We start from the raw sequence: 18,531 nt of genomic DNA on the forward strand, positions 1-18,531 counted from the left end.
GGTGTTGTCCCGTGTGTCACTCGCCGGGCCCCGCGGGCCGGTGGCGGGGGGGGGGGGGGGGGGGTGGGGGGGGGGGGGGGGGGGGGGGGGCGGGCGGCGCCCCCCCCCCCCCCCCCGACGTGACGGGCAGGCTTATCCTCACGCTTGTGGACGGGGATAGCACGGTCGTCGGCAGCGTCGGCCAGTTGATCGTCCCGACTCGCGGCACCGCCGGAGCCGGCGAGGTGCTCCTGATCGTGGGTGGCGCCCCCGAGGCCTACCTGGCCTGGTCCGACGCGGCGATCCCGCGGGGCACCCGGGTTCTGGTGGTGGACGTACGCGGCGCGCGAACCGTAGACGTCGTCGCCTGGGACAGCCGTGGCGAACGGGCACCCCGTCCACTTCCTGAGGTTCCCCCTCCGGGCCCCACCGACTGAGGCCCGGTTTCCGAGAGGAAGTCCGAACTATGTTCGGGTATCGAGTGCCCTCGCCTGACGAGGCGATGCTCATCTCTGGCGGCAAGAACAGGGACGCGGCGCCGTTCCGCGTCATCATCGGGCACGGCGCCTTCGTGGTGCCGTTCTTCCGGAAGGCACGGTTTCTCACGCTGGCGATGCGTGAGTCGGAGGTCGAGGAGCTCTGCGTCACCAAGCAGGGCATCAGCCTCAACGTCCGGGCCGTCATCGCGTTCAAGGTCGGTACCGACGTCCAGAGCATCGTCGCGGCCGGTCAGCGGTTCCTTTCCGACCAGGACCAGATGTCGGTGCTGACCGGACGAATCTTCTCCGGCCACCTGCGGTCGATCATCGGCTCGATGACCGTCGAAGAGATCATCACCGAGCGGCAGAAGCTGGCCACCGAGATCCTCGACGGGTCGAAGGAAGAGATGTCGAAGATCGGGCTGACCGTCGATGCCCTGCAGATCCAGTCGATCGACGACGGCAAGATCGGCTACATCGCGGCGATGGCGGCACCGCACAACGCGGCCATCCAGCGGGAGGCGCAGATCGCACAAGCCCGGGCCAACCAGGCGGCGGCCGAGGCGCAGCAGGAGTCCCAGCGTCGGCAGTCCGAGTACGCCCGGCAGACCGCGATCGTGCAGGCGCAGTACAAGGCCGAGATCGACACCGCGCAGGCGGAGGCCGCCCAGGCCGGGCCGCTCTCGCAGGCGCAGGCCCAGCGCGAGGTCATCGCCGCCCAGACCGAGCTGGCCCAGCGCGAGGCCGAATTGCGGCAGCAGCAGCTGGTCGCGGAGGTGGTCCGGCCGGCCGAGGCCGAGGCCGAGCGGGTGCGGATCGTGGCGGCCGCCGAGGCCGAGCAGATTCGGATCCAGGCCGAGGCGGCCGCCTCCTACGGCCGGGTCGCGCTCGACCGGATGCTGATCGACCAGCTGCCGGAGATCGTCCGCCAGGCCGCCCAGGGGCTGGCCAACGCGAACGTGACGGTGGTCAACGGCGCTGAGGGCGTCAGCCAGATGGCAGCCGGCCTGGTCGGCCAGGGCATCGCGATCTTCGACGCCCTGCGCGACGGCATCCACCCCGACGCGGCCCGGGCGAACGGGTCTCCCGCCGCCCCGCGACCTGAACTGCAGCCCTGACCGGAGACGGCCACCCTCGACCGTCGGTGGTCCGACGGCCGAGGGCCTGTCTCCCCCTCGCGCCGGGCGCCCGGCCTCCGGCCGGTCGTAGCCTCTGGCTGTGATCGAGATCGGTTCCCGAGCCCGCCGTCAGCCGCCGCCGCCGCGAGTGGTCTTCGAAGCGCTGATCCAGCCGGACCGCGATCCGGCGCGCCCGTGGTTGAACCTGCGCGACGGCGAGCGACGGCCACGGGTCATCGAGTCGGACGAGCCGAGCCTGGTCGTCTGGTCGACGTTGTGGCCGACGCTGCCCGGGGCGCAGATCAGGTTCGAGCTGTCGGCTCACGAGCACGAGACCCTGCTGCGCTGGACTCTTCTCACGCCCGCGCCCCTGGACGATCCCGGCCTCGTCGGCGCTCTCCGCAAACGGATGAACGTGATGGTCAACGCCCACCTGCGGTCCACGTTCGGCCAGTAGACGCCGGCAACCGGCGGGTTCGTTCCCGACCGGCCGGGCCGGATGCTAGCGTTCTCTCGGCTCCGAATTGCTCGTCCGCGAAGTACGTCGCAGTGGGACGAGCGGCCCCGCTGGCGCGGGGAGGAGATGGGCGACAGTCTCTGTCGGCTGCCCATTTTCGGAGATTCTCATGGACATCGGCCTTGGCCTGCCCATCACCGACCCCGCGCTCCTCGTCGACTGGGCCGTACGAGCGGAGTCGGCCGGCTTCGCGTCGCTGGCGCTGCTCGACCGTCTCGCCTACGACAACCCCGAGCCGTTGGTCGCGCTGTCGGTCCTGGCCGGCGCGACGACGCGGATCCGGCTGCAGACCGAGGTGCTTCTCGGGCCGCTACGTTCGACGGCACTGCTGGCCAAGCAGGTCGCCACCCTCGATCGGATGTCCGGCGGGCGGTTCGTCCTGGGCATCGGGATCGGCGGGCGGGAGGACGACTTCGCCGCCGCAGGCACACGGATCGACCAGCGCGGCCGCCTTCTGGACCGGCAACTCACCGATCTGCGCGCGATCTGGCGAGGTGAGCCGTACGCGGGGGCCGAGATCGGCCCGCAGCCGTCGATCGCCGGCGGTCCGCCCCTCCTCATCGGAGCGTTCGCTCCCGCGGCGCTGCGTCGCGCCGCCCGTCACGGTGACGGTTTCCTGTGTGCCGCGCCGCTGGATTGGGCCGGTGGGCTGGTCCAGACCGTCCGGGAGGACTGGGACGCGGCGGGGCGTCCCGGGCGCCCCCGCCTGGTCTGCCAGATCAACACCGCGATCGGATCGGCGGAGACGGTCGAGCAGGCGCGGCGCGCGATCGCCGACTACTACGCCTTCGCCGGCCGACCCGGATGGGGCATGCCGCTGAGCGACCCGGCCGAGATCGCCGACGCCGTGGCCGCGTACCGCGAGTTCGGTGCCGATGAACTCGTCCTGTACTGCTACGGCGAGGACGTCGATCAGGTCGAAGCGCTCGCGTCCGTAGTCCGTCCCGGCGATCCCCCCCAGCACCGGGGGTCGTCCGGGCGGTGACGGTCGCCTCGGCGACCCGGATCAGGGCAACCGTTGCCGTACGTCGATCCAGACGACGAGCCGATCCCTCGCCGGTCCGGACGGCAGGAGCCCGACCAGGCGGCTCGCGTGCCCCGTCAGGTTCTTGTGCCTCCGCAGCAGGCCGATCTCCGCGAGGGGCAGACCGCGCCAGTCGGCCGACACGCTCAGCGCCTCAGCGGGTTCGAGCGTCAGGGCAGCGAACGTGTCGGCGGCGATCGCGGCGGCGCGGAAAACAGGATCGGTGGGAGGCCCGAGGCGGTCTCGGGGCTGGTCCGACTGTCGAGCCTGGAACTGGGCCCTGACCCGCACCGTGTCCAGGACCCTCCCGCGGTGAGCGGCGGTGCAGGCCTCGAGCTCCTCCAGGGACTGCCCGGCCCACTCACCGAGCCCCGTTCTCTCGACCACCGGACCTCCGATTCGTGAATGGACGTGGGGCCGATACTGATGGTGAAAGGTTTGGGCCGGAGCCGGGGGGTGACGTGCCGAACCGAGGACCAGACGGGCCGACCGGCGACAACCGCGTCGACGCTTTCATCTCGCACGCGGGTCCGGATACGGTTTGGGCGGAATGGATTGCCCAGCAGTTGATTTCTGCGGGGTACAGCGTCGAGCTCGACGTGCGACATATGAGCTGGCGGCCCATGCCGTCATGCGGCGGCGCCGCCAACAGGGTGATGACCACCGGACGACACTCATGGCTGCGCATACGACGGCTACCTGCCTGCTCGCGCTCGATCGCCGCGCCGAAGCGCGCGCGCTGGCCCTGGACACTTTGGCGCGACGTCGCCGCACGCTCGGTGACCACCATCCCGAAACCCACAAGTCCGCAGACCTGGCCGACCGGTGCAGGGAGAGCGAGGCTCGGTAGCGGGAGCCTGGATCGCCGCGGCCGAGCGCCCGTGGCCCCACGCTTGACCGATGGACTGCTACGCATGTCAGGAAGAGGAACGCTTCGCCGCGTTGCCGCCGCGCGAGAACATCGTTTCCGATGAGCACTGGCGCGTGGTCCATGCGTTCGACAGCGCGCTACGCGGCTGGCTCGTCCTGCTCCCCCGGCGGCACGTCACCTCCGTCGCCGGCTTGACCGACCGGGAAGCGGCCACGCTGGGCACCTGGCAGGTCCGACTGTCCAGAGCGCTGCGCGAGGAGACCGGCTGCCAGAAGACCTACGTCATGCAGTTCGCCGAGAAAGACGGATTCGCCCACGTCCACTTCCACGTCGTGCCGCGCCTGGCCGACCTGCCGGCCGAACACCGCGGACCCGCCGTGTTCCACTACGCCCGACGACCGCTGAGCGAGCAATTGTCGGAGGTCGATCGCGATGAGGTCGCCCTCGCGCTGCGGGCCGCGCTCGCCCGGCGGCCCGTCGCCGCCGACCGGCCGCACCCTCCGGGCGGCCGGCGAATGTCGTGAACCGAACGTTCGTGGCGTCACCACCGCGATCGAGCCCGGGCCCGTTCGGAGGGAACCTGGTTCCAGGACGGGGACACACCCCGCCGAACAACCTCAGGAGGCTGGACGACATGAGCGGCTGCTACGACTACGACTACTCGTACGACTGCAACGACAACTACGACTACGACTGCCGGCCGCGTCGTCGCCACCACAAGAAGCGCCACTACAACGACTGCTGGGACTACAGCTACTGCAGCTGACCTCCCCGAGAAGCGAAGGCCCGGAACGCGAAACCGCGCTCCGGGCCGCTCCACGTCCGGGCCACGGAACCGTCCGGGCCACTCCACGTCCGGGCCACGGAACCGTCCGGGCCACTCCACGTCCGGGCCACGGAACCATCCGGGCCACTCCACGTCCGGGCCACGGAACCATCCGGGCCACTCCACGTCCGGGCCACGGAACCGTCCGGGCCACGGAACCGTCCGGGCCACGGAACCGTCCGGGCCACGGAACCGTCCGGGCCACGGAACCGTCCGGGCCGCGGAACCGTCCGGGCCGCGGAACCGTCCGGACGCTCCGCGCGGCCGGGGAGTGCGGCCGGGGAGTGCGGCCGGGGAGTGCGGCCGACGCGAGGCGGGTGGCGGTCGATCAGATCTCGGCGAGGCGGTCGTCACCGTCCGGCGGTCGGATCACGCAGAATTCGTTCCCCTGCGGATCCGCCAGGACCGCGGTCACGAACCCGTCGTCGTCGTGTGCCGGGTCGACGACGCCGGCTCCGGCCGCGACCAGGCGCTCGACCTCCGCCTCGACGTCGACGACCTGCAGATCCAGATGCATCCGGTTCTTGCCGCTCTTACGCTCGGGCACCTGCTGCAACAGCAGATCGGGCCACCGACGGCGGGGATCGGTCAGCCGCACGTAGGGCGACCCGAACGGTCCGCGGCGGTAGTCGAGAGCGACGGTCCAGAAGTTGGCCAACGCGTCCGCATCGACGCAGTCCAGCACCACGACGAGACGCATCGAGTTCCGATCTCCGGGTTCGGGCGCAGCCTATCCGAAGCTCCGCGCCTCCCCGCGGCGCTCGGCCGCACCGAGCGGCCGTCGAGGTGTTCTGTCGGTGGGCAGGAGCGGACGCATGAACGTCCGCCGGCCGGCCGGAAGTAGCCGTGGTGCAGCCCGCCGTGCTTGGCGACGACCGCATCCATTCGCGAGCGAAGCGCTCGAATGCCTCGGAGCAATGCCGCCGTCGCCGCGCAGCTGTACATGGCTGCGGGACCAGTGAGCGCGCGCCGGCCGGCGCGTCTACCACCAACGGTGATTGGCAATACGATGGGCCGATGACGGCGGTGGACGAACCCGAATCCGGCCTCGACGCGGTGGCCGCGCTGGCCGACGGCGTCCGACGAGCGGCCTACCGGGCCGTGCTGGCCGCCGGTGCCGGTCCGATCGGCCGGGACGAGGTCGCCGCGACGCTCGGCGTCGGCCGGACGCTGGCCGCCTTCCACTTGGACAAACTGGTCGACGCCGGGTTGCTGGAGGCGTCCTACGCCCGCCGCAACGGCCGGGCCGGGCCCGGTGCCGGACGACCGGCGAAGCTGTACCGGGCGTCCGCGACCGAGCAGGTGGTGAGCGTGCCGCCGCGCAACTACCGGACGGCCGCCGAGTTGCTGGCCGAGGCGGTGGAGCGCAGCGGCGCGGATGCAGCGTTGTTCGACGTCGCCCGCGAGCACGGCCGCCGCGCGCCGTCCGGCGACGGTGTGCTCGACCTGCTGACCGCACACGGTTACGTCCCGGAGGAGACACCGACCGGGATCCGGTTGAACAACTGCCCGTTCCACCGCCTCGCCGATCAATTCCCGCCGCTGGTGTGCGGTATGAACCTGGCCCTGATCGCCGGCTTGCTCGACGGGGCCGGTGCGTCCACGGAGTGGCACGCCCGGATGGATGCCGCTCCCGGCCGGTGCTGCGTCGTGGTTTCTAAAACAAATATTGATTGACTTTAGAGCGGAGAAGCTGGTGTGCTCTCCCCATGACGAGCGCATACCGTCTGGCTCATTTCAACGTCGCCCGCCTCCGTGCGCCGCTGACCGATCCATCCATGTCGGAGTTCACCGCCGGCCTCGAGGCGATGAACGCGCTGGCCGACGCCTCCCCCGGCTTCGTCTGGCGCTTGGCCGATGGCCCGGACGGCGACGCCACCACCGTCCGCCCGCTCGGCCCGGACGTGATCGTCACGATGTCCGTGTGGGACTCGGTCGAGTCGTTGCGGGCCTACTCGTACCGGAGCCCGCACCTGGACTACGTGCGGCGCCGCCGGGAGTGGTTCCGGCCGCACGACTTCCCGGCCTCACTCGTCCTCTGGTGGGTTCCGGCCGGCCACGTCCCGACAGTGGAGGAGGCGTGCGCACGCCTCGCGTCGGTTGCCGAGTGTCCGTCCCCGCAGGCCTTCACGTTCCGCCAGACCTTTCCGCCCCCGGAAGGCCGGCCGGCCGTTCCGGCCGTTCCGGCCCGGGAGGGTCGTTCCGCGTGAGCGGCGGGAGCGACCGCGGTAGCCCGAACCACGGCAGCACGGTGTTCTCGAACCGGGCCAGGGCACAGATCCGGTCGCCGCGGAGCGTGAGGACGTAGAGGCCGGTTCCGTGGCGGACGCCGTCGCCCGACCGGAGGTAAGCGCCGAACGCCGGCTGCCCGTTGGCCCGGGTCGGTACGAGATCGAAGGCCCGACCGGCGCGGAAGATGCCGTGGCAGAAGCGGGCCACGACGTCCCGGCCCTGGTATTCGAAGGGCGTCGGCGGCATCGACATGAACGCGTCGTCGGTCAGCAGGGTCACCAGCGCGTCGACGTCGGCGGACTCCCAGGCGTGGACGAATTTCGCGACCAGCCCCTCCTCGGCGAGCGAACCCGGCGCGGGCGGCCGTTCGTGGTCGTCGGCGGCGCGGTAGCCCTGGAGGCCGGCCCGCGCGCGTTTGAGGGCGCTCTTCACCGACTCGACGCTCGAGTCGAGCATCTCGGCCACTTCGTCGGCACGAAAGGCGAGCACGTCACGCAGGATGAGCACGGCCAGCTGGCGCGGCGGCAGGACCTGCAGCGCGCTCACGAAGGCCAGCGAGACGGCCTCCGCCTGCTCGTAGCGGGCCTCCGGGCCGAGTGGTGCGCTGATCGCGCCGCGGAGCAGGTCGTCGGGGAACGGCTGGAGCCAGACGACGTCGGCGAGCCCGGTCGGTTCCGGCCGCTCGAACTTCGGCAGGACCGATTCCGTCGCCGGGCGCCGGCCGGCCGACCGGCGCGCGTTGAGGCAGCGGTTGGTGGCGATCCGATAGAGCCAGGTACGGATCGACGAGCGGGCCTGGAAACCGTCGAGGCCCTGCCAGGCGGCGAGCAGCGTGTCCTGGAGGGCGTCCTCGGCGTCCTGGAACGATCCGAGCATCCGGTAGCAGTGCACCTGCAGCTCCCGGAGGTACGGCTCGGTCAGCTCCCGGAAGGCGTCGCCGTCCCCCGCCCTGGCCTTCGCGATCAGTTCCGCTGCCACTGTTCCCCTCTCCGGAGCCTCTCCCGTACCGACACCGGCGGAGCCGGAAAGGAGGCGCCCGGCGGGTCCGGCCTCGCACCCCGTCCGGTGGGCGTCGCAATCTGAGACAGGCGTCGCTCGCTCACCGCCCTAGCGTCCGTTGCGCACGCCCGCCCGGCCAACGGAGGCACACATGAAGGCACTCGTTTATCACGGTCCGGGGCGAAAGGCGTGGGAAGACGTCCCCGACGCCACGATCCAGGAACCCACCGACGTGGTCGTCCGCGTCGACACGACGACGATCTGCGGCACCGACCTGCACATCCTGCAGGGCGACGTCGCCGCGGTGACCGACGGACGCATCCTCGGCCACGAGGCCATCGGCACGGTCACCGCGGCCGGCGACGCGGTCAACGGCTTCACGGTCGGCGACCGGGTCCTGGTTCCGGCGATCACCCGGTGCGGACGCTGCGCGTACTGCCAGCGCGGCATGCCCTCGCACTGCCAGACCGTCGGCGGCATCGGCTGGATCTTCGGGCACCTGATCGACGGCACGCAGGCCGAACTCGTCCGCGTGCCCTACGCCGACACGTCGCTCTACGCCGTGCCCGACGACGTCACCGACGAGCAGGCCATCTTCCTCGCCGACGCGCTGCCGACCGGGTACGAAGTGGGCGTGCTGGCCGGTCAGGTGCGCCCGGGTCACACCGTGGCCGTGGTCGGGGCCGGTGCGGTCGGCCTGTCCGCGATCCTCACCACGGGCCTCTGGGGCGCGTCGAAGGTCATCGCAGTCGACACCAACAAGTTCCGGCTGGCCACCGCTCTGGAGTTCGGCGCCACCGACGCGATCGAGGCCGGCCCGGACGTGGTGAACGACGTGCTGGCCCGGACGGACGGGCTCGGGGTCGACGTCGCCATCGAGGCCGTCGGCTACCCGGAGACGCTGCGCACGGCCGCGGCTCTCGTCCGGCCCGGCGGCACGATCGCGAACGTCGGCGTACACGGTGCTCCGGTGGAGCTGCCCATGGAGGCACTCTGGATCCAGAACGTGACGCTCACGATGGGCCTCGTCGACACCGTGTCGATCCCGACGCTGCTGACGATGGTGCGCAGCGGCCGGATCCCGTCGGAGCGGATAGGCACCCACCGGTTCACGTTCGACCGGATCGACGAGGCCTACGACGTCTTCGGCCACGCGGCCGACCACGAGGCCCTGAAGGTCGTGATCACCCCGTGAGCCGGTAGCGCGCCCGCCGGGTGCGTCAGCTGAACGCCTTGGCCTCGCAGGCATCGACCTTCTTCAGGTCCGGATCGCTGGGCAGGCTCTGGTACGTGATGAATCCGTCGGACTCCCAGGCGTCGATGCCCGCGGCCCGGACGCAGGTGATCCAGTCGCGAAGCTTGTCGGCGTACTTCGGATCGGTGCGCTTGGACCGTTCCCACAGCTCTTCCGGCTGTTTGTTCAGGCACGCCTTCTCGGCCACGGCGGCCCGCGCTTCGAACTCGTCCTTCGGGAGGTCCACAGGCTGATCGGCCTGCTTCGGGTGACCGTGCGCCTTCAGGCAGGAGAGCCAGACGGCGTTGAGCCGCTCCTCTTCCTCCGCGGACGTGTCCGGGCGGATCAACGGCCGCTCGCCCGTGGTCGGCGAGGGGCTGGGGCTGCCGGACCGCAGGGTGGCCACTTCGGGCTCGTCATCGGCCGCGGTTCCCCCGCAGGCGGCGAGGAGCAGCGTCAGAGCGGCCACGGCGAACAGGCGGGTGCGGATCATGAGGCCCTTCAGGATAGTTGTCAGACGGAGGCGAGCGCGGCGGTCGGGGTGAGTCGCGCGGCGCGGACGGAGGGGTAGACGCCGGCGACGGCGCCGACCAGGAGCGCGCCGCCGAGGGCAGCGCCGACGGCACTCACCGGTACGACGACCGGCCAGCCGTTGTGCAGGGCGTACCCGGCGGTGCCGGCGACGCCGAGGAGCGTGCCGGTTGCGCCCCCCAGACCGGAGAGCACCACGGACTCGGTGAGGAACTGGGCCCGGATCTGGCCCCGGTTCGCACCGAGCGCGCGCCGCAGCCCGATCTCCGCGCGACGCTCCAGCACCGAGATGACCATCGTGTTGGCGACACCGATGCCGCCGACGAGCAGCGCGACCAGCGCCAGGCCGACGAACAGGACGGAGAACGTCTGCTCGGTGGCACGCTTGGCGATCAACGCGTCCGAGGGAAGGCTGACGACGGCCCGGCCCGGATTGCCGGGGCTGACGGTCGCCGGGAGCACGTCGCGGACCGCCTCGACCGCGGATTCCTCGGCCCGCACGTAGAGCACGGTGGGACGGCCGTCGAAGGCGAGTTGCGTGGCGGCCGCGTGCCAGCCGACGAGCACGGCCCGGTCGATCTCCGGCGAGAGCGGCGTCGGGTCGAGGATCCCGACGACGGTGAACCGGACGTCACCGATCGACACCAGCAGAGGTGTCGCCGAGATCGCCGGCACCCCGAGACGCGTCGCCGCGACCGACCCGAGCACGACGGTGGGGAACGCCTCGTCGGCGAACCGCCCCTCCTTCAGCCGGGCGCCGAGGACCCCGAGCAGGCCCGGACGGGCGGCCAGCACGGTCAGCCCGGAACCGTCCTTGGGGTCGAGCAGGTCGGAGCGCCGTACGACCGCGTGCGTGTTGGCCACCGCGGCCACGGCGGTGACCGGCGCGATCCGGCTGACCATCGCCGGTGCCTCGACCGGCAACGTCGGGTCGTCGCCGGCGCTCTGACTGGGCGCGACCTGCAGCAGGTTCGGTCCGAGCGCGGCGAGCCGGTTCATCAGCGCGCGCCCGCTGGACTCGGGGATGCTGGTGACCGCGACCATCGTCGCGATGCCGACGGCGATCCCGAGCGCGGACAGCACGGCCCGCAGGCGTCGCGTCCGCAGGCCGATCGTGCCGAGGGAGAGCAGGTCGCGGAGGCCGAGCCGGACGGGTTCCGGTGTCATCGGGAGTCGCTCACGATCCGGCCGTCGCGGACCTCGACCCGCCGGGGCAGCTCGGCGGCGATCTCCCGGTCGTGCGTGATGATCGCGATCGTCGAACCCTCGCGGTGCAGGCGGTGGAACAACTCGAGCACGGCCCGGCCAGTGGCCGTGTCGAGTGCGCCGGTCGGCTCGTCGGCCAGCAGCAGCGCGGGCTCGTTGACGATCGCCCTGGCGATCGCGACCCGCTGACGTTCTCCACCGGAGAGTTCGGACGGCCGGTGGCCGGTGCGGTGCGCGAGCCCGACCCGCTCCAGCGCGGCCTCCGCGAGCGGCCGCCGGCGCCGCCGGGGCACGCCCGCGTAGAGCAGGCCGGTGGCGACGTTCTCGATCGCGGTCAGCCCGTCGGTGAGGTGGAACTGCTGGAACACGAAGCCCAGCCAGCGTCCGCGCAGCGCGGAGAGGCGCCGGTCGGTGAGCGTCGCGACGTCGTGTCCGGCCAGTTCCACGGTGCCGGACGTCGGCCGGTCGAGCGTCCCCATGAGGCTCAGCAGCGTCGACTTGCCGGAGCCCGACGGCCCGACGATCGCGACGAGTTCGTGGGCGTCGATGTCCAGGTTCACGTGGTCGAGGGCCATGACCCCGCCGGGATAGCGCCGGCAAGCGTCCCGGACCGAGAGCACCGCGCTCACGACGTGGTCACGACCTTCAGGCCTTCGGTGACGCCGTCGCCTCTGACCTCGACCAGGCCGTCGGAGAACAGGCCGGTCGCGACCGCGATCAGGCTGCCGTCCGTGCGTTGCAACGCGTAGCCGCCCTCGCGCAACGCGAGCAGCGCGGTGACCGGGACGACGAGGACGCCCTGCCGCTTCTCGCCCGCGAGTTCGACGTCCACGTCGCCGGCGTCGAGGCGGGTGGCCGCGGCCGGCCGGTCGAGCGTCAGCGTGACGGAGAGCGCCGGCCGCTGGTCGCCGGTGGCCGCGTCGGCCGGGACGACCGTGGCGACAGCGGTGACCTCGGCGGTCGTGTCGGTGCCACCGGGCAGGCGGACGGTCGCCGTCGTGCCGTCGGCGAACACGCCGGCGTCGTCCGGCGTCGCCGCGACGGTCACGACCTTGGTGGTCCCGGTGACCCGCAGCAGTTCGCCGCCGGTCGCGTCGCCGGGCTGGGCGCTGACCGCGTCCACCCGGACCGCGCCGGGCAGCACCGCGACGTCGCCGACACCGACGGTGCCGTCCTCGGCGACGCCGAGGTCGCGCTGCCAGGCGGTGATCGCGCGGATCACGGCGGAGGTGAGCACCCCGTCGCCCTCCCGGACGCGAACCCGCAGATCCGCCGCCGGTCGCGCGTCGGCGCCGGTGCTGGTTTCCGGGCTCGACTCCGCGCCGGGCTCCGGGCTCGACTCCGCGCTGGGCTCCGGGCTCGATCCGCCACTCGGCGACGGGGAGCCGGTCGGCTCCGGAGACGGTTGCCCGACGTACGTTCCCGGCTTCGGCTGGCGGCCGACGCGATACCCGAGCGCGCTCAGGTTGCGCACGATCATGGCGACGTCCCGGCCGACGGTGTTGCGCACTCCGAGCGTCCGGTACAGGGGCGGGCTGCCGACGAACAGCGGGATCCGGTCGTCGTCGACCCGGTAGAGCGTCTCGCCCGGCCGGACGACCGTGCCCACCGGGGGCAGCCACGTCACCACACCGTCCCGGCCGGCCTTGAGCGGGCGCGCGGGGCCGTAGCCGAGCGTCCCGGTGAAGGAACGGCCGGTCGAGAGATCGGCGCGGGTGACCGCGACGGTCGCGGCCGGCCGCGACGCCGTGGTGGTCTTCTCCGGCGTACTGGACAGACCGGCCCACCCGGCCGCGCCGAGGCCCAGTGCGGCCAGCGCGACCACCGCCCCGATCAGCAGACGCCGACGTGGTTGATCCGAGTGCATGACGAGGATGCTGTCGGGTGATTGTCAGGAAGTTGTGGGCGTGCGAGATATCCGTCGCACCGCGCGTTCACGCTGGTCGCGGCCTATAGTCGGCCGGGTGTCCGCCCATCTCCTGGTGGCCGAGGACGACCGGAAACAGGCGGAGATCCTCCGCCGCTACCTGGAGTCCGCCGGCTACCGCACCACGATCACGCACGACGGCCCCACCGCGCTGGAGCAGGCGCGGCGGCTGCGGCCGGACCTGGTCGTGCTGGACGTGATGATGCCGGGGATGGACGGCCTGGACGTGTGCACGGCGTTGCGTCGCGAGTCGGCCGTGCCGGTACTCGTGCTCACCGCCCGCACCAGCGAGGACGACCTGCTCGCGGGCCTCGACCGCGGCGCCGACGACTACCTGGCCAAGCCGTACCGGCCCCGGGAGCTGGTGGCCCGGATCCGCGCACTGCTCCGCCGCGCCGACCCGCAACCGGCCGCGCGCGACGTCCTGCGCGTCGGCCCGATCCGGGTCGACGCCCCACGCCGGGAGGTGCGGGTCGGCGACACGATCGTCGACTGCACACCGGACGAGTTCGCGATCCTGGCCACGCTCGTGCGCCATCCGGAACGCGTCTTCACCCGCACGAACCTGCTCGAACAGACCAACGGCTACGGACGCGACTCCACCGAGCGGGCGATCGACACCCACATCGCGAACCTGCGCCGGAAGATCGAGCCGAACCCTCGTCGCCCGGCGTACCTGGTGACGGTGTACGGCGTCGGCTACAAGATGGTCGACGGCGGCCGGTGAGCCGTTCGGTACCGATGCGCCGCAGCCTGATCGTGCGGCTGCTCGCCGCGTCGATGCTGATCGCGGTGTGTGCGAGCGGCGCCACCGCCTGGTTGTCGACCGAGCTGACCCGCCGCGCGGTCACCCAGGAACGGAGCCGCACGCTGACGTCCGACACCGACGTCTACGACACGCTGGTCGAGTACGCGGCGACGCACACCGACTGGAGCGGCGCCGCCTCCACGGTCCGCCGGCTCGCCGACCTGACCGGCAGCCGGGTCGCGCTGACCGACACCCGGCGGCGGGTGATCGCCGCGTTCCCCGCCGACGCCGCCGAGGCCGCCGCGGTCTCCGACGTGCCTACCGCGACCGTCGACCCGCTCTCGCTGGACGCGGGCATCACGCGCACGACCGGCGGGCTGATCGACCCCCGCGCGGTCGGCCCCTACCGCGTCACCGGCCCCGACCGGCGGACGCTCGACGACGCCGCCGCCGACCTGGTGGCGTGCCTGCGGAAGACCGGCGTGGCCGCCGAGATCGTCCGCACGCCGAGCGGCCGGCCGACGGTCCAGCGGATCAGCGCGGACACCGAGCAGTCCGCCGCCTGCACGGCCACCGGGCTGGACACACCGGTCGGCGCGGAACGGGCTCCGCTGGCCGAGTTGAGCAGAGCGGTCGCGCGGTGTTCGGGCCGCCGCGGGCTGACCGTGACGCCCGGCTTCACGGTGGCCGGCGCCGAACCCGACAACGAGGTCCGGGGCTGCCTCGACCGCGAACGCCGGGCCCAGCTCACGCCGTACGTCGCGCCGCCCGCGCTGCTGTTCGTCACCGGCGAGGTCGCTCCCGCGCCGACCGTCGCGCTCTCCGCCCGGAGCGTCCTGGGGATCGTCGGCACCACCGTGGCGGTGCTCCTGGTCGCCTGCGCCGCCACCGTCGTCGTCGGCCGGCGCCTCGTCCGTCCGCTGCGGACGCTGACCGACGCCGCCCGGCAGGACGCCCGGCAGCCGGTGCCGGTGACCACCCGGGACGAGATCGGATACCTGGCCGAGGCGTTCAACGACCTGTCTGCCCGCAGGCAGGCCGTCGAACAGCAGCGGAAGGACATGGTCAGCGACATCGCGCACGAGTTACGCACCCCGCTGACCACGATCCGGGCCTGGCTGGAGACCGCCCGCGACGGCGTTGTCACGGTCGACGCCGACGTCCTGGATCTGCTCGTCGAGGAGTCGATCCTGCTCAACCACGTCGTGGACGATCTCCGCGACCTCGCCGACGCCGATGCCGGCACGCTGCGCGTCCATCCCGAGCCCACCTACGTCCGGGATCTGCTGGAACAGCTGATCGAGGCGCATCGCGGCCGGACGCCGGTGCGGCTGACGCTCGTCGGCGACGCCGACCCGGAGGGCCGGGCCGACCCGGACGGGCGGACCGACCCGGACGAGCGGACCGACCCGGACGAGCGGACCGACCCGGACGAGCGGACCGACCCGGACGGGCGGGTGGATCCGGAGGGGCGCGTGGATCCGGAGGTTTGGGTGGATCCGGTGCGGCTGCGGCAGATCGTCGGGAACCTGTTGTCCAACGCGGTCCGGCACACGCCTCCCGACGGCGCCGTGACCGTGCGCCTGGCCGAGTCTCGGGGCTCCCTGCGGATCAGCGTGACCGACACCGGCGCCGGCATCGCGGCCGGGGATCTGCCCCGGATCTTCGACCGGTTCTGGCGCGCCGACACCTCGCGCACCCGCGCGAGCGGTGGCAGCGGCCTCGGCCTGCCGATCGCCCGGCACCTGGCCCGCGCCCACGGCGGCGACCTCACCGCGACGAGCACCGCGGGACGCGGCTCGACGTTCACACTGACCCTGCCGACCGAACCGTGAGCCGGTCACCGGGTGCATCGGCGGGCTGCCCGGCTGCGGCCGGTCAAGCCAGGGCAGCCAGGATGCGGGCGGAGCGGTTGCCCGGAGGCGCTCCGAGGCGCTCGAGGAGCACGCTCGTGTTCTCGGGCCACTCCGGACCCGGCCGGAGGATCTCGTCCGCCGGCACCTCGTCGGGCCGGTCGTCCAGCGCCGCGCCGCGGACCCGGCCGTGGTCGATGCCGCGGGCGAGCAGCGTCTCGCCACCGCCGTAGTTCCCGGCCCCCGGGACCGCCAGATGCGGGTACGCGGACGCGACCGCGTGCGTGACGAGCATCGCGAGCAGCAGGTCGTCGGTGCGGGTGGCGCGCTTCTCGCCGCGGGCCCGCTCGTCGGCCTCGGCCCGTGCCCACATCACCGGGTGCGCCGCGTGGTTGACCCCTCGCGCGAACACCGAGAACAGCAGCCGGTCTCTGATGCCGCGACCGCGATAGCGCACCCGCCCGAGCAGCGCGTCGCGAGCCGGGCGCAGTTCCGGGGGCAGGCGGTCTGCTCCGCGCTCGGCCTCGCCGGTCTGAGCCGCCCGCCGCACCGCGTCCACGTCGGCGCCGCTGTCGCGGAGGACCGCGCACGCCTCGGACCCGGGGTCTTCCAGCAGGGCCGCGAGCAACGTGACCCGGGAGTCGTCGGTGACCGACCGCACCGCGGCAGCGGCCGCGGCGGACAGCGGAACGACCCGGCCGTCCGTGCCCGTGGCCGCCGCACCGTCGTGCGAGGGTCGCTCTGCGGCCGGGGCGTCCGGGTCGGGGAGCGCTCCCGCGTCGGGCTCGCCCACCGGCCGCCCGGCCGTCTTCAGAACCGTGAAGACGACGATCGGGGTGACGTCGAACGCGTCGAGCAGCGCGGCGGCGGCGTTGTCGTGCGCGAGGGAGTACAGCAGGTGCCCGGTGCCGACCGGGCCCGTGCTCAGGCCCCGCGACCGCGCCAGAGTGCGCGTCAGCCGATCTCCCACCGTGATTTCGTCCGCCATCGCCGGTCGTCCTTCCTCGTCGGTCGGGTTCCAGCGTGGCGGGCTCCGCTCGTCGCGGCGTCGGACCGGAGACGGATCCGCGCCTCTACCGAAAGGCAGAGACGGCGCAGATCGCCGCGCCGGCCGGGGACGGGTTCCGGCGGAGGCGAGCGCGGCCGTGACGCCGGGTGCGCCGTCAGCGCGCGTCGGCGAGCTCGCCCGGGTCGCGTTGGGCGGTCAGCGCGTTCCGGATGTGTTCGGCCGGTCCGGGGCGCCCGTGCAACCAGCCCTGGAGTTCGTCGCATCCGGCCGTGGTGAGTAGCGTCGCCTGATGTTCGTGTTCGATGCCTTCGGCGACGGTGCGCAGGCCGAACGCGCGGGCGAGCGCGGTGATCGCGGTGACGACGGGCGCATCGGTCTGGCCGGGCTCGAGCGGCGTCACGAAGCTGCGGTCGACTTTGAGGATGTCGGCCGGAAGGTGCTGGAGGCGGCCGAGGGACGAGTAGCCGGTGCCGAAGTCGTCGATGGCGATCCGTACGCCGTGGGCACGGAGCTGATGCAGAACGTCGAGGGCCTCCGGTGTGTCGGCCTCGAGCGTGCTTTCGGTGATTTCGAGGACGAGCCGGGTCGGCGGCAGGCCGGCGTCACGCAGGATGTCCAGGACGTGCTGGTGGTAGCCAGGGGTGTGCAGGTCGCGCCCGGTGACGTTGACCGTGATCTTCGCGGGGACGTCGGCGGGCCAGGTGGCCGCGGCGACGCAGGCGGTGTGCAGGACCCAGCGGTCGAGTTCGGCGATGAAGCCGCTGCGTTCGGCCAGCGGAATGAACTCGGTCGGAGAGACCGGGCCGTCGGGCCGGTTCCACCGCAGCAGGGCCTCGGCGCCCACGACGCGGCGGGTGCGGGCGTCGACGATCGGCTGGTAGGCGACGCTGAACTCCCCGGCGGCCAGCGCGGTCGCCATCTCCGACCAGTTGCTCGCGTAGTCGTCCTGGCTGAAGTAGGTGCGATCACCGCCGTCCCGCTGGGCTTCGTACAGGGCGGTGTGGGCACGGCCGAGCAGTAGCGCCGGTACGTCGTCGCGGCGGGCGGCGGCGATGCCGGCCGAGAACGGCGCTTCGGGGGTCTCCGCTCGCCAGCGGTCGACGTACGCATTCGTCTCGGCGGGCGACGAGGCGAGCACGAGGGCGATACCGCGGTCGGTGTGCCGTGCGAGCAGAGCTCCGCCGGGCAGATCGGCGTTCCAGCGGCTCATCAGCGCCCGGAAGGCCTGTTCGTGCTCTTGGTCGCGGGGCCCGGTGGGCCGGTCGGGTTCCAGCAGCGCGACGGTCAGCGGTTGCCGCGGACGGGCGTTGCCGAGCGCCGCGGTCAGGTGGCGGTCGAGGGCGCGACCTCTGGGCAGTCCGGTGACGGGGTCGGTGTCGGCGTCCGCGGCGGCACGGACGAGCCAGTGCACCACACCGGCCACGGCCACGTTCAACACGATCAGGGCAGCGATCTCCGTCGCCGGCAGGCCGTGCCGGCCGATCCCCACGGTCACGGCCACCCCGAGGACGAGCGCCTCGGCGAGCAACGCCGGCGGAGCGGCGAAGAACGCGAACACGTACATCGAGAGCAGCGGCAGGAGGTGCGCGGAGGCGGCACCCTCGGGATGGCCGCGCTGCAGCCACATCTGCCCACCGAGCAGGAGCACCGAGGCCAGGGCCGTCCCGTAGTAGGCCCCGGTGGAGAGTCGGGTGCCGACCAGAGCGAACACCGCGCCGACGGCCAGCGAGAGAGCCGAGAGGAGCCAGACCGGTCCGGCCGGCTCGTCACCGGGGGTCAGCAGGGCGGTCAGGACCCCGAGAACACCGATCAGACCCCAGCCGCCCGCCGTCGTCGCGGCCAGCGCACCCCGCGTCGCGATGATCGAGCCCCGCACCGCGAACGCACGACGCTTCCGCCGGTCTGCGAGATCGGACGACACACCGCGCCCCCTCGGACCCCGGCCAACGCTGCAGGGGTGCAGGTCGCGGACCCCTTG

Annotated in this window: 21 protein-coding genes; 12 read left to right on the plus strand and 9 right to left on the minus strand. The window is 72.6% G+C overall.

Annotated elements, in window-relative coordinates; translation table 11 throughout:
- Nucleotides 1-146 precede the first annotated feature (146 nt).
- From ACIBZJ_RS41930 to ACIBZJ_RS41945, 4 genes are all read left to right on the plus strand, one after another.
- Nucleotides 147-416 (plus strand): hypothetical protein, encoded by a 270-nt coding sequence (locus ACIBZJ_RS41930; protein WP_395939194.1) that lies wholly within the window; start codon nt 147-149, stop codon nt 414-416.
- Between the two features lie 29 nt (nt 417-445).
- On the plus strand, nt 446-1,576 hold the full coding sequence (locus ACIBZJ_RS41935) for an SPFH domain-containing protein (RefSeq protein ID WP_395939195.1): 1,131 nt from the start codon (nt 446-448) through the stop codon (nt 1,574-1,576).
- 100 nt (nt 1,577-1,676) lie between these two features.
- Entirely contained in the window at nt 1,677-2,033 is a 357-nt protein-coding gene (locus tag ACIBZJ_RS41940) for a hypothetical protein (protein ID WP_395939196.1), read from the plus strand.
- Between the two features lie 169 nt (nt 2,034-2,202).
- Nucleotides 2,203-3,078, plus strand: a complete 876-nt coding sequence (locus ACIBZJ_RS41945; protein WP_395939197.1) for an LLM class flavin-dependent oxidoreductase — start codon at nt 2,203-2,205, stop codon at nt 3,076-3,078.
- A 21-nt stretch (nt 3,079-3,099) separates the two neighbouring features.
- Here ACIBZJ_RS41945 and ACIBZJ_RS41950 read toward each other — a convergent pair whose 3' ends face one another.
- Nucleotides 3,100-3,504, minus strand: a complete 405-nt coding sequence (locus tag ACIBZJ_RS41950) for a hypothetical protein (RefSeq protein WP_395939198.1) — start codon at nt 3,502-3,504, stop codon at nt 3,100-3,102.
- Between the two features lie 289 nt (nt 3,505-3,793).
- On the opposite strand from ACIBZJ_RS41950, the gene ACIBZJ_RS41955 reads away from it, so the two are divergent.
- From ACIBZJ_RS41955 to ACIBZJ_RS41965, 3 genes are all read left to right on the plus strand, one after another.
- Nucleotides 3,794-3,967 (plus strand): tetratricopeptide repeat protein, encoded by a 174-nt coding sequence (locus ACIBZJ_RS41955; RefSeq protein ID WP_395939199.1) that lies wholly within the window; start codon nt 3,794-3,796, stop codon nt 3,965-3,967.
- A 50-nt stretch (nt 3,968-4,017) separates the two neighbouring features.
- Nucleotides 4,018-4,512: an HIT family protein gene (locus ACIBZJ_RS41960; protein WP_395939200.1), complete on the plus strand. Its 495-nt coding sequence runs from the start codon at nt 4,018-4,020 to the stop codon at nt 4,510-4,512.
- 110 nt (nt 4,513-4,622) lie between these two features.
- Nucleotides 4,623-4,754, plus strand: coding sequence for a hypothetical protein (locus tag ACIBZJ_RS41965; protein ID WP_395932393.1), 132 nt, complete (start codon nt 4,623-4,625; stop codon nt 4,752-4,754).
- Nucleotides 4,755-5,142: 388 nt separating this feature from the next.
- Here the strand turns inward: ACIBZJ_RS41965 and ACIBZJ_RS41970 are convergent, their stop codons facing one another.
- Nucleotides 5,143-5,514, minus strand: a complete 372-nt coding sequence (locus ACIBZJ_RS41970) for a VOC family protein (protein ID WP_395939201.1) — start codon at nt 5,512-5,514, stop codon at nt 5,143-5,145.
- A gap of 317 nt (nt 5,515-5,831) precedes the next feature.
- Between ACIBZJ_RS41970 and ACIBZJ_RS41975 the strand changes: the two genes are divergently transcribed.
- Both ACIBZJ_RS41975 and ACIBZJ_RS41980 read left to right on the plus strand, forming a co-directional pair.
- Entirely contained in the window at nt 5,832-6,491 is a 660-nt protein-coding gene (locus ACIBZJ_RS41975; RefSeq protein ID WP_395939202.1) for a helix-turn-helix transcriptional regulator, read from the plus strand.
- A gap of 32 nt (nt 6,492-6,523) precedes the next feature.
- Nucleotides 6,524-7,024 carry a DUF3291 domain-containing protein gene (locus ACIBZJ_RS41980; RefSeq protein WP_395939203.1) on the plus strand — a complete coding sequence of 167 codons (501 nt, stop codon included), beginning with the start codon at nt 6,524-6,526 and terminating at the stop codon, nt 7,022-7,024.
- Here the strand turns inward: ACIBZJ_RS41980 and ACIBZJ_RS41985 are convergent.
- Nucleotides 6,942-8,024, minus strand: coding sequence for a sigma-70 family RNA polymerase sigma factor (locus tag ACIBZJ_RS41985; RefSeq protein WP_395939204.1), 1,083 nt, complete (start codon nt 8,022-8,024; stop codon nt 6,942-6,944). The genes ACIBZJ_RS41980 and ACIBZJ_RS41985 overlap by 83 nt on opposite strands.
- 172 nt (nt 8,025-8,196) lie before the next feature.
- Between ACIBZJ_RS41985 and ACIBZJ_RS41990 the strand changes: the two genes are divergently transcribed.
- On the plus strand, nt 8,197-9,240 hold the full coding sequence (locus ACIBZJ_RS41990; protein ID WP_395939205.1) for an alcohol dehydrogenase catalytic domain-containing protein: 1,044 nt from the start codon (nt 8,197-8,199) through the stop codon (nt 9,238-9,240).
- 25 nt (nt 9,241-9,265) lie between these two features.
- On the opposite strand, the gene ACIBZJ_RS41995 is transcribed toward ACIBZJ_RS41990, so the two are convergent.
- The 4 genes from ACIBZJ_RS41995 to ACIBZJ_RS42010 are packed head-to-tail and all read right to left on the minus strand — an operon-like array spanning nt 9,266 to nt 12,883.
- Complete coding sequence (locus ACIBZJ_RS41995) at nt 9,266-9,772, minus strand: hypothetical protein (protein WP_395939206.1); 507 nt, start codon at nt 9,770-9,772, stop codon at nt 9,266-9,268.
- A 20-nt stretch (nt 9,773-9,792) separates the two neighbouring features.
- Nucleotides 9,793-10,977 carry an ABC transporter permease gene (locus ACIBZJ_RS42000; protein ID WP_395939207.1) on the minus strand — a complete coding sequence of 395 codons (1,185 nt, stop codon included), beginning with the start codon at nt 10,975-10,977 and terminating at the stop codon, nt 9,793-9,795.
- Entirely contained in the window at nt 10,974-11,645 is a 672-nt protein-coding gene (locus tag ACIBZJ_RS42005) for an ABC transporter ATP-binding protein (RefSeq protein ID WP_395939208.1), read from the minus strand. Before ACIBZJ_RS42005 ends, ACIBZJ_RS42000 begins: the two co-directional genes overlap by 4 nt.
- Nucleotides 11,642-12,883: a hypothetical protein gene (locus tag ACIBZJ_RS42010; RefSeq protein WP_395939209.1), complete on the minus strand. Its 1,242-nt coding sequence runs from the start codon at nt 12,881-12,883 to the stop codon at nt 11,642-11,644. The genes ACIBZJ_RS42005 and ACIBZJ_RS42010 overlap by 4 nt, the downstream gene beginning before the upstream one ends.
- Before the next feature lie 97 nt (nt 12,884-12,980).
- Here ACIBZJ_RS42010 and ACIBZJ_RS42015 point away from each other — a divergent pair, with 97 nt between their 5' ends.
- Together ACIBZJ_RS42015 and ACIBZJ_RS42020 are read left to right on the plus strand one after the other, a co-directional pair.
- Nucleotides 12,981-13,670, plus strand: a complete 690-nt coding sequence (locus ACIBZJ_RS42015; RefSeq protein ID WP_395939210.1) for a response regulator transcription factor — start codon at nt 12,981-12,983, stop codon at nt 13,668-13,670.
- Nucleotides 13,667-15,526, plus strand: coding sequence for a sensor histidine kinase (locus tag ACIBZJ_RS42020; RefSeq protein ID WP_395939211.1), 1,860 nt, complete (start codon nt 13,667-13,669; stop codon nt 15,524-15,526). The genes ACIBZJ_RS42015 and ACIBZJ_RS42020 overlap by 4 nt, the downstream gene beginning before the upstream one ends.
- Nucleotides 15,527-15,569: 43 nt before the next feature.
- Here ACIBZJ_RS42020 and ACIBZJ_RS42025 read toward each other — a convergent pair whose 3' ends face one another.
- Nucleotides 15,570-16,532, minus strand: coding sequence for a Clp protease N-terminal domain-containing protein (locus ACIBZJ_RS42025; protein WP_395939212.1), 963 nt, complete (start codon nt 16,530-16,532; stop codon nt 15,570-15,572).
- Nucleotides 16,533-16,707: 175 nt separating this feature from the next.
- Complete coding sequence (locus ACIBZJ_RS42030; protein WP_395939213.1) at nt 16,708-18,474, minus strand: putative bifunctional diguanylate cyclase/phosphodiesterase; 1,767 nt, start codon at nt 18,472-18,474, stop codon at nt 16,708-16,710.
- Nucleotides 18,475-18,531 lie beyond the last annotated feature (57 nt).

This window comes from Cryptosporangium sp. NPDC051539, assembly GCF_044454545.1.
Lineage (GTDB): Bacteria > Actinomycetota > Actinomycetes > Mycobacteriales > Cryptosporangiaceae > Cryptosporangium.